This is a genomic window from Lysobacter sp. CA196 (genome assembly GCF_052078695.1).
GTDB lineage: Bacteria > Pseudomonadota > Gammaproteobacteria > Xanthomonadales > Xanthomonadaceae > Lysobacter.
In genome coordinates, this window is record NZ_JBQJIN010000018.1 from 61,535 (window position 1) to 76,188 (window position 14,654).

The window sequence follows — 14,654 nt, forward strand, 5'->3', positions numbered from 1 at the left end:
GCGCCCCCCCTCGTCGTCCAGCGATCGTCCGCGCGCTATCCCTTTTCCGTTCGGCGCCCTGATCGCAGGACCGGCTGAGCCAACGACCCAAAACGGCACAGCGCGCGCCCGCCGCGGCGACGCCTGCGGCTGATGTATTCGATCGCGTGGTCGTCCGACTCATGATCGGGCTCATCGTCGGGGCCAGGCAGACGCAGCGACGCCGATCGCGCAAACGACAAGCTCGTACAGATCGCCGGCGCAAAGCGCGCAACCGCCCGCCCGGCAGCCGCGGCCGATCCACTAAACTAGCCGACTCCATGAAATCATCTCCCTCTCCCGTGTCCCTGCTGCCCAAGATCGGCCAGCAGCGCGCCTGGTGGCGTGCGCCGGCCTCGCCTTCCGCCCTGGCCTGGGCGATCGCCCGCGCCGCCGCCGAACACGACGGCCCCCTGCTTGCGATCGCGCGCGACAACCACGGCGCGCACCAACTCGAATCCGATCTGCGCACCCTGCTCGGCCGCGACGGCGCCAGCGACGGCGCGATGCCGGTGCTGCCGTTCCCGGACTGGGAAACCCTGCCCTACGATCTGTTCAGTCCGCACCCGGACATCGTGTCGCAGCGTCTGGCGGCCTTGCATCGCCTGCCGACGCTCAAGCGCGGCATCGTCGTGGTGCCGGTGCAGACGCTGTTGCAGCGGCTGGCGCCGCTGCGCCACGTGGTCGGCGGCAGCTTCGACGTCGCGGTCGGCCAACGCCTCGACCTGGACGCGGAAAAACGCCGGCTCGAATCGGCCGGTTACCGACACGTGCCACAGGTGCTGGACCCGGGCGACTTCGCCGTGCGCGGCGGCCTGCTCGACGTGTATCCGATGGGCGCCGACTCGCCGTTCCGGGTCGAACTGCTCGACGACGAGATCGAGACCATCCGCGCCTTCGATCCCGAGTCGCAGCGCTCGCTGGACAAGATCGATGCGGTGCGGCTGTTGCCGGGCCGCGAAGTGCCGCTCGACGATGCCTCGCTCAAGCGCGCGCTCGATGCGCTGCGCGAACGTTTCGACCTCGACACCCGGCGCAGCGCGCTGTACCAGGACCTCAAGTCGGGCATCGCGCCGTCGGGCATCGAGTACTATCTGCCGCTGTTCTTCGAGCAGACCGCGACTCTGTTCGACTACCTCGACGAACGCGTGCTGCCGGTGATCGCCGACGGCGCGCTCGACGCCGCCGACGCGTTCTGGGCCCAGACCGGCGAACGCTACGAGCAGCGCCGGCACGATCTCGAACGCCCCCTGCTGCCGCCCGACACGCTGTACCTGACCCCGGTCGGGCTGCGTGAAAAGCTTAACGAAGGCGCGCGCGTCGAGTTGTGCGGCGAACAGCATCCGCAACGCGCCAAGGCGCTCGCGCTCGGCGACCAGCCGGCGCCGACCCTGCCGGTCGCGGCGCGCGACGCCGCCCCGGCCGAAGCGCTGAAGTCGTTCCTGGGCAGTTATCCCGGCCGCGTGTTGATCGCCTCCGACACCGCCGGCCGCCGCGAAGCCCTGCTCGAAGTGTTGCAGGCCGCAGGCCTGAAGCCGGACGTGGTCGCCGACTGGAACGCCTTCGCCGACGGCGCCGCGCCGAGCCGCTTCGCCATCGCGGTGGCGCCGTTCGACGATGGCTTCGCCGTGGTCGACCCACCGCTCGCGATCCTGACCGAACGCCAACTGTTTCCCGAGCGTGCCGCGCAGCCGCGCCGGCGCAAGCGGGTCGGCCGCGAACCCGAAGCGATCATCCGCGACCTGGGCGAGTTGTCCGAAGGCGCACCGATCGTGCACGAGGACCACGGTGTCGGCCGTTATCGCGGCCTGATCGTGCTCGAAGCCGGCGGCCAGCCCGGCGAATACCTCGAAATCGAATACGCCAAGGGCGACCGCCTGTACGTACCGGTCGCGCAACTGCACCTGATCAGCCGTTACTCCGGCGCCTCGGTCGAAACCGCGCCGCTGCACTCGCTCGGCGGCGAGCAATGGACCAAGGCCAAGCGCAAGGCCGCCGAGAAAGTCCGCGACGTCGCCGCCGAACTGCTGGAGATCCAGGCCAAGCGCCAGGCCCGCGCCGGCCTCGCGCTCGATGTCGACCGCTCGATGTACGAACCGTTCGCGGCCGGCTTCCCGTTCGAGGAAACGCCCGACCAGCATTCGGCGATCGAAGCGGTGATCCGCGACCTCAGCAGCAGCCAGCCGATGGACCGCGTGGTCTGCGGCGACGTCGGTTTCGGCAAGACCGAGGTCGCGGTGCGCGCGGCCTTCGTCGCCGCCACCGCGGGCAAGCAGGTCGCGGTGCTGGTGCCGACCACCCTGCTCGCCGAACAGCACTACCGCACGATGCGCGACCGCTTCGCCGACTGGCCGTTGAGGGTCGAGGTGCTGTCGCGCTTCAAGAGCACCAAGGAAATCAAGGCCGAACTGGAGAAAGTCAGCGAGGGCAAGATCGACGTCGTGGTCGGCACCCATCGCCTGCTGCAGCCCGACGTGCGTTTCAAGGACCTCGGCGTGGTCATCGTCGACGAAGAGCAGCGTTTCGGCGTGCGCCAGAAGGAAGCATTGAAGGCGCTGCGCGCCAACGTGCATCTGCTGACCCTGACCGCCACGCCGATCCCGCGCACCCTCAACATGGCCATGGCCGGGCTGCGCGACCTCAGCATCATCGCGACCCCGCCGGCGCATCGCCTGGCAGTGCAGACCTTCGTCGTGCCCTGGGACGACATGCAGTTGCGCGAGGCCTTCCAGCGCGAACTCGCGCGCGGCGGCCAGGTGTATTTCCTGCACAACGACGTCGAGAGCATCGGCCGCATGAAGCGCCAGCTCGAAGAACTGGTGCCGGAAGCGCGCATCGGCGTCGCCCACGGCCAGATGGCCGAGCGCGAACTCGAAAGCGTGATGCTCGACTTCCACAAGCAGCGCTTCAATGTCCTGCTGTGCACGACCATCATCGAGTCGGGCATCGACATCCCGAACGCCAATACCATCATCATGAACCGCGCCGACAAGTTCGGCCTGGCCCAGTTGCACCAGTTGCGCGGCCGGGTCGGCCGCTCGCATCACCGCGCCTATGCCTATCTGGTGATTCCGGACAAGCGCTCGATCACCCCGGATGCGCAGAAGCGCCTGGAAGCGATCGCCTCGATGGACGAACTCGGCGCCGGCTTCACCCTGGCCACCCACGACCTGGAAATCCGCGGCGCCGGCGAATTGCTCGGCGAGGACCAGAGCGGGCAGATGGCCGAGATCGGCTTCAGCCTGTACACCGAGCTGCTGGAACGCGCGGTGCGTTCGATCCGCCAGGGCAAGCTGCCCGACGTCGACTCGACCGACGCGCGCGGCGCCGAAGTCGAGTTGCACATCCCGGCCTTGATCCCGGACGACTACCTGCCCGACGTGCACACCCGCCTGACCCTGTACAAGCGCGTCAGCGGCGCGCGCAGCGACGAGGAACTGCGCGAATTGCAGGTCGAGATGATCGACCGCTTCGGCCTGCTGCCGGAGGCGGCCAAGCATTTGTTCGCGGTCGCCGAACTCAAGCTGATCGCGACCGAGCTCGGCATCCGCAAACTCGACCTCGGCGAAAAGGGCGGCCGCGTGCAGTTCGTCGAGCGCCCGAACGTCGACCCGATGTCGATCATCAAGCTGATCCAGGGCCAGCCGAAGCTGTACCAGATGGACGGCCCGGACAAACTCAAACTCAAGCTGGATCTGCCGGATGCGCCGGCGCGGCTGGCGGCAGCGAAGGGCTTGTTGATGTTGCTCGACAAGAAGCATTGAGCCGGCAAGCGGCTCTCAGGCGTTGAGAGCTGCGCTGCTGCGGGTGCGTTGCTGGCCAGAGCAAATCCCCCCTGCCCCCCTCTTCAAAGGGGGGTGTTTTGTGGGGACGGGAACAGGCATCGGTTTTCTGGGCACGACGTTGTTCGCAGCCGCCAAATTGGGCGACCTCCCTACCCGCCCCCATGATCTCCTCATCTAGTCCCCCTTTGAAGAGGGGGGTAGGGGGGATTTGCTTCTGTTTCTGCTTCTGTTTCTGCTTCGGCTTCTGCTTCGGCTTTGCGGTTGCCCCGCCCCACTCACGCCAGTACAAACGACACTCCCGCGCTCCCCGCGCAGCTCCTAGGCTGCGTCTATCGTCCCGCCCGAGCGCCTCATGTCCCGTCTACCGCATTTGCTCGCCCCACTCCTGCTCGCTTTTGCCACCTCGGCCACTGCGGCGCCGCCGTTGAAGAGCCAACTGTCGCAGCGCACCGTGCTCAATCTCGCCGCTGCCGAGCGCATCGCCGCGACGGCCACTGCCAAGGCGCGGGCCGACGGCCACAGCGTGGCCATCGCGATCGTCGACGAAGCCGGCCGCCTGCTGCATTTCCAGCGCATGGACGGCTCCCCGAACTCCAGCGTCGAGGTCGCCATCGGCAAGGCCGTGCACGCGGCGAACTATCGCCGCGACACCGCGTTCCATCAGAAACTGCTCGGCGACGGCAACGCAGTCGTGCTCGGCCTGCCCGGCATCACCCCGATCGAAGGCGGAGTACGCTTGCGGCTCGGCGAACAGGTGATCGGCGGCATCGGCGTGTCCGGTGCGCAAGCGGTGCAGGACGGCGCGATCGCCCAGGCCGGCGCCGATCTGCTCAACGAGTGAACCCCAGAGAGGACCTGCCATGCGTTCGACAGCCTGCACCGCCGCCCTCGTCCTGAGTCTTGCGCTCGGCGGCTGCGCCACCCGTCCGGCCGAGCCGCAAGCGCCGCTCACCTACGTGATCGTGCGCCACGCCGAAAAGAGCACCGACGACCCGCGCGACCCCTCGCTCAGCGACGCCGGACAGGCACGCGCCGAACGTTTCGCGGCTTCGCTGGCTACGGCACCGGTGCGCGCGGTCTATGCCACCGAATACCGCCGCACCCAGCAGACTGGCGCACCGACCGCGCAGGCGCACGGGCTGACCGTCGTGCGCTACGAGGCCAAGCAAGCCGCGGCCGAGTTCGCCGCGACCCTGCGCCGCGATCATCGCGACGGCACGGTGCTGGTGGTCGGCCACAGCAACACCGCGCCCGCCATCGCCGCCGCCTTGTGCGCCTGCGAGGTCGCGCCGATGCCGGAAACCGAATTCGACCGCCGCATGCTCGTGCGCATCGATCCGCAAGGACAGGCGAGCTTCGAGCAAACCCGCGATCGGTGACGCCGCTCGCTTGGGCGCGCGCCGGCGGCGGCCTAGACTGGCTTGACCGCGGTTCCGCCGGACCGCCTGTGATTCAACGGAGTCGCCGATGCGCCCCTTGCTCCCCGCCCCAATCGCCGCTGCGCTGTTGAGCGGCGTGCTCGCCCTGACCGCCTGTGCCCACGCCGACCAGAACGCCGCTGCGTCGAAGACCGCGACGCCGGGCCAGGCCTTCAGCCTGGCGCGCGGCGAGTCGGCCAGCCTGCCCGACCGTTCGCAGCTGCGTTTCGTCGCGATCAGCGCCGATTCGCGCTGCCCGCCGAAGGTCCAATGCATCTGGGCCGGCGACGCCGTGCTCGAATTCGAATGGACCGGCGCCGACGGCGCGAAGTCGACGCTGAGCTTCAACACCGTCAGCGACGCGCGTAAAAGCGCCGGCGGTTGGCGCATCGAAGTGCAGGGCCTGGACTTCGCCTCGTCGCCCAATGCGACGCTCAAGGTCGACCCGGAATAGGCGCCAGACGCGTCAAGACGAGCGCATTTCCCAGCCTGTTTGCTGCAACACCGAGTTTCAGTACCGTGCGCGCCGTTGTATTGAAGACATGCGAACCTGCCGGCTTAGACCTGCAGGAGTCCGTGCCATGACCAAGATCGTTGCCCCGCGCGTCCACGACCTGGGCGGGTTCGAAGTCCGCCGCGCCGTGCCGAGCATCCAGGCACGGTCGGTCGGCCCCTTCGTGTTCGTCGACCACATCGGCCCGGCGGTGTTCGAGCCCGGCCAGGGCATCGACGTGCGCCCGCATCCGCATATCGGCCTGGCCACGGTGACCTTCCTGTGGGCCGGCTCGATCGGCCATCGCGACACCCTCGGCAGCGTCCAGGACATCCACCCCGGCGACGTCAACTGGATGACCGCCGGCCGCGGTATCGCCCACTCCGAGCGCACCCCGCAGGGGCCGCGCGCCAGCGGCCATCCGCTGCACGGCATGCAGACCTGGGTGGCGCTGCCGCGCTCGTTCGAGGAGACCGCCCCAGCCTTCCATCACCATCCCGCCGCGACCCTGCCGCAGCAGCGTCGCGACGGTGCCTGGCTGCGCGTCGTCGCCGGGCGCGGCTTCGGCGAGGAGTCGCCGGTGCGGGTGTTCGCCGACACCTTGTACGTCGCCATCGACCTCGACCCCGGCGCCGAGCTCGATATCGAGGACAGCCATGCCGAGCGCGCGCTGTACCTGCTCGAAGGCGAGGCCCAGCTCGACGGGGCCGACCTGCCGGCGCGGCACCTGGTCGTGCTAGACCCGGGCACCCGCCCGCGCCTGCGCGCCAAGACCCCGCTCAAGGCCATGCTGCTGGGCGGCGAACCGCTGGATGGGCCGCGCCACCTGTGGTGGAACTTCGTCTCAAGCTCGCGCGAGCGGATCGAGCAGGCCAAGCTGGACTGGGCCGAGGGACGATTCGGCGAGATCGCCGGCGAGCACGAATTTATTCCCCTACCTGAACAATGACGTAACGTTTGTCAACGCCTCCGAAGTGGACTATGGTCACAGGGCTGAAAGGCTCCAGCACCGTTTTGACCTAATCGGGTTCCAGGGGGACGATCGTGAAGTCAAGGGTAAAGAGCCAGCACGCATTGCCGTGGCTGGCGTTGGTGTTCGTCGTGTGTGCGTCTGCGCAAGAACCCGCCGCTCCAGGCGCGTGTCCTTTTCTACCGGCCGATTCGGGTCTGCACTGGGAACACCGTGCCGGCGCCGATTCCGACTTCTGTCGCGCACTGCGCGCCGACCAGTCGGAAGCCTTCGGCCTCTATATAGCCTCCAAGTCGCCGTTCGAGCCCAAGCGCAGCGATCGCGCCGAAGCCAGCACGATCGACGGCAAGGCCATGCATTGGTACCGCGGCGAACTCGCCGGCAAGCCCAACATCCAGGTGCGCGAAACCTTGCTCGATATCGGCAACGGCAAGCATGCGCATATCTGGATGCAGGCGACGTCGCCCGAGCAACTGCGGGAGGTCATCGGCCAGACCGAGGGCCTGCGATTTCCCTCGACGCGACTGAGCAGCAAGTAACACGTCGCGGGGTCTCCGAGCCGATTTGACTGCGGTCGCGGTTTGCTGGCCCTGCGGCTGTTTTGTGACGGGTTGCGCATTTTTGAGTTGTCAGCCAGCATGAGAATCGGCCTGGCTGAATGGGGTCGTGACGTATCGTTCCCTGGCTGAACAGGGCGTTCGTCCGACCCTGGGCCGTATGCAAGCCCATAACTCAAAAGGAAGACGATCATGATCAAGCGACTCGGTGCGGAGTTCATCGGTACGTTCTGGCTGGTGCTCGGCGGTTGCGGCAGCGCCGTGCTCGCAGCGAATTTCGGCGGCGACGGCAATCCGCTCGGCATCGGCCTGCTCGGCGTCTCGCTGGCGTTCGGCCTGACGGTGCTGACCGGCGCCTACGCCCTCGGCCATATTTCCGGCGGTCACTTCAATCCGGCGGTGAGCTTCGGCCTGTGGGCCGGCGGCCGTTTCGCGGCCAAGGACCTGATCCCCTACATCGTCGCGCAGGTGCTCGGCGGCCTGCTCGCCGGCTTCATCCTGTGGCAGATCGCCAGCGGCAGCCCCCACTTCGTCCACGACCCCAACGCGGCCGGCACCTTCGCCAGCAACGGCTTCGACCTGATGTCGCCGGGCGGTTACTCGATGCATGCGGCCCTGCTGACCGAAGTGATCATGACCGCGATGTTCCTGATCATCATCCTCGGCGCCACCCACAAGAACGCGCCGGCCGGCTTCGCCCCGATCGCGATCGGCCTGGGCCTGACCCTGATCCACTTGATCAGCATCCCGGTCACCAACACCTCGGTGAACCCGGCGCGTTCGACCGGCGTGGCCTTGTTCGCCGGCAGCGCCGCGATCAGCCAGTTGTGGCTGTTCTGGGTCGCGCCGATCGTCGGCGGCCTGCTCGGCGGCGCGGTGTATCGCTGGCTCGGCAAAGACTGACTCGCCCGCTCATGCTCGACGAAAAGCCGCGTCTTCGGACGCGGCTTTTCTATGCGCAAACAGATTCGCCGCAGCGCTCAGCGTGCGGCCTTCTGGTTCACCGCCTGCTCGGCGACATCGATCGCGAGCTGCTGCAGCTGCGCGGCCAGGCGCGTGTTGCCGACGCCATCGGCGGCTTCGAGCATCTGGTAGACCGCCTGCAACTGCTTGATGCCGCGCGGCGGCACCTTCTTGAGTTTTCCGCCGACGATGACGAAGCCGCCCGCGCCGGCGGCGACGCCGGCGGATACGAAGGTGGCGACGATGGTGAACTGCTTGGGATCGATTCTGGTGGCCATGACTGAGCTCCTTGTCGGAACGCGTGCCGCGGCTTGCGCAGCGACGCACGTGTCTTCGCCCGTCGCCGCGGGCTTGCAGCGATGATGCGTTTCGTTGACAGACAACGCGCGCAACGTCGCGTTGCGGCCAGATCGTTCGCGATACATCGCGCGGAGCCCGGTCGCTAAAACGAAAGGCCGCGCTCGCGCGCGGCCTTTCGTTGCGATACGGCGACCGCTCCTGGTCAGAACTTGCCTTCCTGGAAATCGACGAAGGCCTGCATCACTTCCTGCTTGGTATTCATCACGAACGGGCCGTAGCGCGCGACCGGCTCGCGCAGCGGACGCCCGGCCACGACGATCAGGCGGCTGCCGCGGCCGCCGTCGCGCAGCTTGAGCCGGTTGCCGCCGGACAGCACCGCCAATTCCTGCGCATCGATCGCGCGCGCCTCATCGCCGTCGCCGACGGCGATGCCGCCTTCGTAGACATAGGCGAAGGCGTTATGGCCTTCGGGCAGTTCGTACTCCCACTGCGCACCGGCTTGCAGCGCGATGTCGAGATACACCGGATCGGTCGCCGGCTGCACGATCGGACCGCTGGCCTCGCCGACGCGGCCGGCGATCAGCTTGACCTCGACGCCGTCGGCCGGATGCAGCCGCACGATGCGGTCCGGGGCGAATTCCTGATACTTCGGCTCGGTCATCTTTTCGCGCGCCGGCAGGTTCACCCACAACTGGAACCCGCGCATGCGCCCGGCCTCCTGCTCCGGCATTTCCGAATGCACCAGGCCGCGACCGGCGGTCATCCACTGCACGCTGCCGGGCACGAGCACGCCTTCGTTGCCGTGGTTGTCGCGGTGGCGCATGCGTCCGTCGAGCATGTAGGTGACGGTCTCGAAGCCGCGGTGCGGATGCTCGGGGAAGCCGGCGAGGTAATCCTCGGGGCGGTCGGTGCCGAATTCGTCGAGCAACAGAAACGGATCCAGATCGGGGAGCTGCGGGCCGCCTATGACCCGGGTCAGACGCACGCCGGCGCCGTCGGACGTCGCCTGGCCGCGCAATGTGCGGCCGACGCGGGCATAAGCGGTAAGGGTGGCGGTGGCCATGGGTATCTCCTGACGGGGGACGCCGTATTGGCGATGGGCGCCAGGATGGCACCACAAACATGGAACAATACTTACTTAATTGCAAATATTAGTTACATTAATAGAACGATATCGAACCGAGCCCAGAGTAGGAGCGGCGCAAGCCGCGACCACGGAACGCGCAGAGATAACGAAGCCGTCGCCGTTCGTCGAAGCGGTGTGTTCTCGCAGGGTAGGAGCGGCGCAAGCCGCGACATCGCTGTGACGGTCTTGCGGCGGATCGCTCAAGCAAGACCAGGATCTAGATCAAACGCCAACAGCTTCCGCCACTAAAGCGGCGGGTTACTTTCTTTTGTCTAAAGCAACAAAAGAAAACTAACCAAAGAAGTTGCTTTGTTTTGAATCACAGGCCCGCATGAGCGATGCCGACGCAGGGATCTACATACGGGACATCCCTGTCCCGATGAAAAACGGCGTGCATCCCTGCGGGCCGCCCTTCGGGTCTTCTGTTGCCTTCGCTAGTGCGAAGCGATGCGCAGCTATAGGCATAGGCAGAGCAAAAGCTTTCGATCGAGGCGCGACTTGGAAAGATGGTCGCCGCCGGGATTCGCGGTCGCGGCTTGCGCCGCTCCTACCCAAGAGCGGCCGCGAACCGGCCGTTGCCGTTGCCGTTGCCGTTGCCGTTGCCGTTGCCGTTGCCGTGATTTTGATTTGCTTTGCCGCTTTGCCGGTCAATTGAAGACCCGTAGGGCGGCCCGCAAGGATGCGGGCCGTGCGCAAGCAGGCCATGGATGGCCTGTCTGGAGCATCCCTGCGTCGGCAGCGATCGCGCGGGCTTGTGCCCTTGCAAGGAAGGCCTTTTCTTTGGTTAGCTTTCTTTTGGGCCAGCAAAAGAAAGTAACCCGGCCGCGTCAGCGGACGGAAGCTTTAGATCTTGATGTTGTTTCAACGCTCTGCGGTAAGAAGCGCCGCAGCCGGACACAGCGCGGTCGCGGCTTGCGCCGCTCCTACCCTCGAGTCCGCGGCTCAGCGGCGGACGCGCGAATACACGAACACCGTCGCCGGCGGCACGTTGCGCAGCACGAAGTCGCCGCGGCGCACCTGCAGGGACAGTGCGCGGGCCACCGCATCGGCAACCGGGGCCGCCGGGCCGTAGGTGAACTGCACGAAGACGCCGCCTTCCTTCAAGCACGCGAACGCGGCCTTGAGGATGTCGCGCTGCAACGGGTGCGGCATGGTCAACAGGCCGAGCCCGGACACGATCGCATCGGCCGGTCCCTGATCCAGGTAACCGTGCCCGCGCGCGAGCTGCGGCAGCTCGCGCGCATCGCCCAACAGCACCGGCACGCGCGGGAAGCGCAGATGCAAATGCGCGTGCAGCTCTTCGTTGAGCTCCAGCACCAGCAGGTCTTCGTCGCGGATGCCGGCCTCGAGCAAGGCGCGGGTGATCGCGCCGGTGCCGCCGCCGAGCTCGATCACGCGAGCGACGTCGTCGGGCAGCTCGGCGATCATCGCCGCCGCGAGCTCGGCGCTGGACGGCGCCACCGCGGCGACGCGCAGCGGGTTCTTGAGCCACTGGCGGAAAAACGTCCAGGCTCCGACTTTGCGATGCGGCTTCATGGCTGGAACTCCACAGCGGAGCGTCCGCCTGTTGCGATCAGGACCACCGACAACCGCATCAACGCGGCTCCACTCGCCAGCAGCGATGAATCCGCGCATCGCGGGCGAAATCGGGCGGGATGGTCTCGGCGCTGATTTCTTCGCACTGCGCGAACTGCGCCACGGCCTCGGTGTCGAGGCGGAAGCGGCGGAAGTTGTTGGAAAAATACAGCACGCCGTTGTCGGCCAGGCGCGCGACCGCGGCGCGCAGCAGGCGCACGTGCTCGCGCTGGATATCGAAATCGTCGGCGCGCGCGGAATTGGAGAAGGTCGGCGGGTCGCAGAAGATCAGGTCGAAACGGCTGCGGTCGGCTTCCAGCCAGGCCAGCGCATCGGCCTGCACCAGGCGATGCTGAGCGCCGCCCATGCCGTTCTCGCGCAGGTTATCGGCGCACCACTGCAGATAGGTCGCCGACAGGTCGACCGTGGTGGTCTCGTTGGCGCCGCCGACCGCGGCCTGCACGGTGGCCGCGCCGGTGTAGCCGAACAGATTGAGGAAACGGCGGCCGCGGGCCTCGGCGGCGATGCGCAGGCGCATCGGACGGTGATCGAGGAACAGGCCGGTGTCGAGGTAATCGAACGGGTTCACGCGCAGGCGCGCGGCGCCTTCGCGCACGACCAGCACTTCGCCGCGCTGGTCGAGCTGACCGTATTTGCTGCCGCCCTTGCCGCGGCTGCGGGTCTTGAGGGCGACGCGCTCGCGCGGCACCGCAAACACTTCGCGCGCAGCCGCAAACAGCTCATTGCGACGGCGACGCTGGTCGGCCTCGGGGATGTCGGCGGGCGCGGCGTACTCCTGGATGTGCAGATAGGTGCGCGGTTCGGCCTCATCGCTGACGTAAACGTCGATCGCCGCCGAATACTCGGGCAGGTCGGCGTCGTAGGCGCGGAAGCAGCTGATCTGTTCGCGCTCGCGCCAGGACTTGAGCTTGCGCAGATTCTTGCGCAGCCGGTTGGCCACCATCTGCGCGCCTTCCGACAACGGCTGCGGCGCCGCGTCTTCGGCCTGGGCGCGCTGTTCGGCGTGGCCGACGCGGGCGATCGGGTCGCAGACGATCAGCGCGCATTCGATCGCGCCGTTGAAGATCTGGTACTTCTTGCCGGCACGCAGGCCGGTGGCCTGGGCCAGCGCGGCATCGCCGCACAGCAGGCTCGCGCGCCAGCTCGGCACCAGCCGCTTGAGCGCGTCGCCGAGCGCGCGATACAGCGCGGGATCGGCGGCCAGGCGCGCGTCGTAAGGCGGATTGCAGACGACCAGACCGCCAACTGGGGTAGCCGAGTTCGCAACCGCCGCGCCTGTTTCAGCGGAGTCCTGCTCCTGCCCGGCCCCGCTTTTCTCGATCCCGGAAGTCTCGTCGCGATGCAGCCCTGGATCCCCGCCTGCGCGGGGATGACGGTCGGAGAACTCCGCTGCCGCTTGCGCCAAGGGCAGCGACTGCAGGGATTCGACCGCGGACACGTTCCAGGCGATCACCCCGGCGAGTTCGGCCATGACCTCGTTGTCGCGCGCCGAACGGATCGCATGCGGGTCGACGTCGCTGCCTGCGAAGGCCGGACGCAGCGCGGCGCGGCCGGCGGCTTCGCGCGTACGCGCTTGGTCGCAGAGCGCGCGCCAGCCGGCGAAATCGAAACCGCGCCAGCGCGTCGGCGGCAAAGCGCCATGGCGCAGCAGACCCGGCGCGACGTCGGCGGCCATCAGCGCGCCTTCGATCAGCAAGGTGCCACTGCCGCACATCGGGTCGAACAGACTCCCGCCTTGGGCGTAGACCTTCGGCCAACTGCCGCGCAGCAACACCGCCGCGGCGAGATTTTCCTTGAGCGGCGCCTCGCCCTGCTTCTGGCGCCAACCGCGCCGATGCAATGAACCGCCGCCGAGATCGATCGAGAGAATGCCGCGGCCCTTGCGCAGGACGAAGTTCAGGCGCAGGTCGGGTGCGTCGGTGTCGACGTCGGGGCGCGCGCCGGTTTGCGCACGCATCACATCGACCACCGCGTCCTTGATCCGCTGCGCGGCGTAGCGCGCATGGGTGATGGCTTCGCCGGAGACGTGCGCATCGACCGCGAGCGTGTGCACGCTCTCCATGTGCTCCGGCCACGGCAAGGCGGCGACGCCGGCGTACAGCGCGTGTTCGTCGGGGCAATCGAATTCGGCGATCGGCCACAGCACCCGGCTGGCCAGGCGCGACCACAGCACCGCGCGCTGCGCATCGGCCAGCTCGCCTTCGACGTTGACGCCCGCGGTCGCGGCGGTCGCGCGCTGGCAGCCCAGCGCGATCAATTCGTCGGCGAGCAGGTATTCCAGGCCCTTGCCGCAGCTTGCGTAAAACTTACTCATGGTGGTGCTTACTCAGATTCGTTCGAGCAGACGCGCGAAGGCTTCCGCACTGCCTTCGACATGCGCCGAAAGCCGGTGGCTGTCGTCGACCAGCAGCAGGCGCGCACGGCGCGGCTGGGCCCAGGCGACGACGTCGGCGGCGGGGATCAATTCGTCGTCCCAGCCGTGGATGATGCTGATCGGTACGTCGGCGGCCTGCATCGGTTCGGCGTGTCCCATGCGGATCGGCGGCGCCATCAGGAACAGGCCGGCCGGCTTCACCTGCAGCGACACCCATCCGGAGATGTAGGCGCCGAGGCTGGAGCCGGCCAGCAGCACCGGGCCGCGCGCGGCCGCGGCGCGGGCCAGGGCGAGCAGGCGCTGCATGCGCGCCGGCACGTCGCCGAGTTCGCTGACCTCGCGGTTGGCGTCGAGGTCGGTGTAGTCCGGCCGTTCGTGGCTCCAGCCGTAGCGTGCGGCGACTTCGGCCAGGGCGGTGACCTTGGTCGCGTCGGGGCCGCTTTCGAAGCCATGGGAAAGGATGCAGTGTCCGGAAGTCGCCATGCGCTCAGATCGGGTGGTGAAAATCAAACCGCGTCGCCGTCGGCCGCGGACGCCGGCGCTGCGGCATCGACCAGCGCGATCAGCGCATCGCCGCGCCGGATCGTGCCGCCTTCGAGAATGCGCGCGCACAGGCCGCCGTGGCCGCGCATCGCATTGAAACCGCCGGCGCCGAGCGCGGCTTCCATCATCGAGCACGGATCGCAGGACTCGGTGCCTTCGAGCAAGACCCCACCGAGGCGGAAACGCCGGCCTTTGAGTGCGATCAAGGGCAGGCCGGAAACCACGATGTTGCGGCGCAGGCGCGCCGGTTCGACCGCGTCCAGCCCGGCCAGGGCCGCGATCACCGGCAGGTGCTCGGCCTGGATCAGGGTGATGCCGCGCTCGCCGCTGCTGCCTTTGTAGCGATCGCCGGCCAGACCGGCGCCCGCCTGGGCATGCACTTCGTCGAGCGCCTGCATCGCGGTGCCGCGCGCGGGACGGATCCCGATCCATTCCACGCGGCCCGGACGCGGCAGCGTAGCCATGAGTTTTCCTAGCGCGGAATCGGCGGGCGGCAGGGTCATGGGGGCTC

General features: G+C 67.8%; 13 protein-coding genes. 7 read left to right on the forward strand and 6 right to left on the reverse strand.

Annotation, left to right across the window (positions count from 1 at the left end; translation table 11 throughout):
• Positions 1–299 precede the first annotated feature (299 nt).
• The 7 genes from mfd (at position 300) to aqpZ (ending at position 8,144) form a co-directional block, all read left to right on the forward strand.
• Positions 300–3,782: a transcription-repair coupling factor gene (mfd, locus tag ACTOWK_RS15920; RefSeq protein ID WP_441331094.1), complete on the forward strand. Its 3,483-nt coding sequence runs from the start codon at positions 300–302 to the stop codon at positions 3,780–3,782.
• Between the two features lie 373 nt (positions 3,783–4,155).
• On the forward strand, positions 4,156–4,644 hold the full coding sequence (locus ACTOWK_RS15925; RefSeq protein ID WP_441331095.1) for a GlcG/HbpS family heme-binding protein: 489 nt from the start codon (positions 4,156–4,158) through the stop codon (positions 4,642–4,644).
• A 19-nt stretch (positions 4,645–4,663) separates the two neighbouring features.
• Positions 4,664–5,182, forward strand: a complete 519-nt coding sequence (locus ACTOWK_RS15930) for a histidine phosphatase family protein (protein WP_441331096.1) — start codon at positions 4,664–4,666, stop codon at positions 5,180–5,182.
• Positions 5,183–5,270: 88 nt separating this feature from the next.
• Positions 5,271–5,675 (forward strand): hypothetical protein, encoded by a 405-nt coding sequence (locus ACTOWK_RS15935; protein ID WP_441331097.1) that lies wholly within the window; start codon positions 5,271–5,273, stop codon positions 5,673–5,675.
• Between the two features lie 127 nt (positions 5,676–5,802).
• Positions 5,803–6,663, forward strand: coding sequence for a pirin family protein (locus tag ACTOWK_RS15940; protein WP_441331098.1), 861 nt, complete (start codon positions 5,803–5,805; stop codon positions 6,661–6,663).
• A gap of 95 nt (positions 6,664–6,758) precedes the next feature.
• Positions 6,759–7,223 carry a hypothetical protein gene (locus ACTOWK_RS15945; protein ID WP_441331099.1) on the forward strand — a complete coding sequence of 155 codons (465 nt, stop codon included), beginning with the start codon at positions 6,759–6,761 and terminating at the stop codon, positions 7,221–7,223.
• Positions 7,224–7,433: 210 nt separating this feature from the next.
• Positions 7,434–8,144: an aquaporin Z gene (gene aqpZ / locus ACTOWK_RS15950; protein WP_441331100.1), complete on the forward strand. Its 711-nt coding sequence runs from the start codon at positions 7,434–7,436 to the stop codon at positions 8,142–8,144.
• Positions 8,145–8,221: 77 nt separating this feature from the next.
• On the opposite strand, the gene ACTOWK_RS15955 is transcribed toward aqpZ, so the two are convergent.
• From ACTOWK_RS15955 to ACTOWK_RS15980, 6 genes are all read right to left on the reverse strand, one after another.
• Positions 8,222–8,482 (reverse strand): hypothetical protein, encoded by a 261-nt coding sequence (locus ACTOWK_RS15955; protein ID WP_441331101.1) that lies wholly within the window; start codon positions 8,480–8,482, stop codon positions 8,222–8,224.
• A gap of 224 nt (positions 8,483–8,706) precedes the next feature.
• Positions 8,707–9,567, reverse strand: coding sequence for a pirin family protein (locus tag ACTOWK_RS15960; protein ID WP_441331102.1), 861 nt, complete (start codon positions 9,565–9,567; stop codon positions 8,707–8,709).
• Between the two features lie 1,005 nt (positions 9,568–10,572).
• Positions 10,573–11,166 (reverse strand): class I SAM-dependent methyltransferase, encoded by a 594-nt coding sequence (locus tag ACTOWK_RS15965; RefSeq protein ID WP_441331103.1) that lies wholly within the window; start codon positions 11,164–11,166, stop codon positions 10,573–10,575.
• Positions 11,167–11,224: 58 nt separating this feature from the next.
• Positions 11,225–13,540: a bifunctional 23S rRNA (guanine(2069)-N(7))-methyltransferase RlmK/23S rRNA (guanine(2445)-N(2))-methyltransferase RlmL gene (gene rlmKL / locus ACTOWK_RS15970; RefSeq protein ID WP_441331104.1), complete on the reverse strand. Its 2,316-nt coding sequence runs from the start codon at positions 13,538–13,540 to the stop codon at positions 11,225–11,227.
• Between the two features lie 12 nt (positions 13,541–13,552).
• Entirely contained in the window at positions 13,553–14,083 is a 531-nt protein-coding gene (locus ACTOWK_RS15975; RefSeq protein WP_441331105.1) for a hypothetical protein, read from the reverse strand.
• Positions 14,084–14,106: 23 nt separating this feature from the next.
• Positions 14,107–14,646 (reverse strand): MOSC domain-containing protein, encoded by a 540-nt coding sequence (locus tag ACTOWK_RS15980; RefSeq protein WP_441331106.1) that lies wholly within the window; start codon positions 14,644–14,646, stop codon positions 14,107–14,109.
• Positions 14,647–14,654 lie beyond the last annotated feature (8 nt).

What these genes read in the sequence shown, in the direction of transcription:
- mfd (WP_441331094.1), top strand. Translation starts at nt 300, where the DNA reads ATGAAATCATCTCCCTCTCCCGTGTCCCTGCTGCCCAAGATCGGCCAG.
- ACTOWK_RS15925 (WP_441331095.1), top strand. Translation starts at nt 4,156, where the DNA reads ATGTCCCGTCTACCGCATTTGCTCGCCCCACTCCTGCTCGCTTTTGCC.
- ACTOWK_RS15930 (WP_441331096.1), top strand. Translation starts at nt 4,664, where the DNA reads ATGCGTTCGACAGCCTGCACCGCCGCCCTCGTCCTGAGTCTTGCGCTC.
- ACTOWK_RS15935 (WP_441331097.1), top strand. Translation starts at nt 5,271, where the DNA reads ATGCGCCCCTTGCTCCCCGCCCCAATCGCCGCTGCGCTGTTGAGCGGC.
- ACTOWK_RS15940 (WP_441331098.1), top strand. Translation starts at nt 5,803, where the DNA reads ATGACCAAGATCGTTGCCCCGCGCGTCCACGACCTGGGCGGGTTCGAA.
- aqpZ (WP_441331100.1), top strand. Translation starts at nt 7,434, where the DNA reads ATGATCAAGCGACTCGGTGCGGAGTTCATCGGTACGTTCTGGCTGGTG.
- ACTOWK_RS15955 (WP_441331101.1), bottom strand. Translation starts at nt 8,482, where the DNA reads ATGGCCACCAGAATCGATCCCAAGCAGTTCACCATCGTCGCCACCTTC.
- ACTOWK_RS15960 (WP_441331102.1), bottom strand. Translation starts at nt 9,567, where the DNA reads ATGGCCACCGCCACCCTTACCGCTTATGCCCGCGTCGGCCGCACATTG.
- ACTOWK_RS15965 (WP_441331103.1), bottom strand. Translation starts at nt 11,166, where the DNA reads ATGAAGCCGCATCGCAAAGTCGGAGCCTGGACGTTTTTCCGCCAGTGG.
- rlmKL (WP_441331104.1), bottom strand. Translation starts at nt 13,540, where the DNA reads ATGAGTAAGTTTTACGCAAGCTGCGGCAAGGGCCTGGAATACCTGCTC.
- ACTOWK_RS15975 (WP_441331105.1), bottom strand. Translation starts at nt 14,083, where the DNA reads ATGGCGACTTCCGGACACTGCATCCTTTCCCATGGCTTCGAAAGCGGC.
- ACTOWK_RS15980 (WP_441331106.1), bottom strand. Translation starts at nt 14,646, where the DNA reads ATGACCCTGCCGCCCGCCGATTCCGCGCTAGGAAAACTCATGGCTACG.